Here is a 285-nt window from a genome sequence, read left to right as displayed (position 1 = left end):
ATGAATACATGACAAACGCTAGAAAAGATTACTTGGACAAAATCTCAACTGAAATCATCAAAAACCACGATGTTATCGGTATAGAAGATTTACAAGTATCGAATATGTTAAAGAATCATAGGTTAGCAAAAGTAATTAGTGAGGTATCCTGGTCACAGTTTCGAACCATATTGGAATATAAAGCAAAATGGTTCGGCAAACAAGTCATTGTCGTATCGAAAACATTTGCTTCAAGCCAATTATGTTCTTGTTGTGGATATCAAAACAAAGACGTTAAAAATCTAA

Annotated in this window: 1 protein-coding gene; it reads left to right on the top strand. The window is 32.6% G+C overall.

What is annotated here, in order from left to right:
• Positions 1-285, top strand: a 285-nt coding sequence (locus MR109_RS29920) for an RNA-guided endonuclease TnpB family protein (protein ID WP_242274871.1), incomplete at both ends; no start/stop codon positions are given.

Source organism: Bacillus cereus group sp. BfR-BA-01310, from assembly GCF_022664325.1.
Taxonomy (GTDB): Bacteria; Bacillota; Bacilli; order Bacillales; family Bacillaceae_G; genus Bacillus_A; species Bacillus_A paramycoides.
The sequence above is the reverse complement of the archived record's forward strand: the minus strand, read 5'-3'. Positions and strand labels throughout refer to the sequence as shown.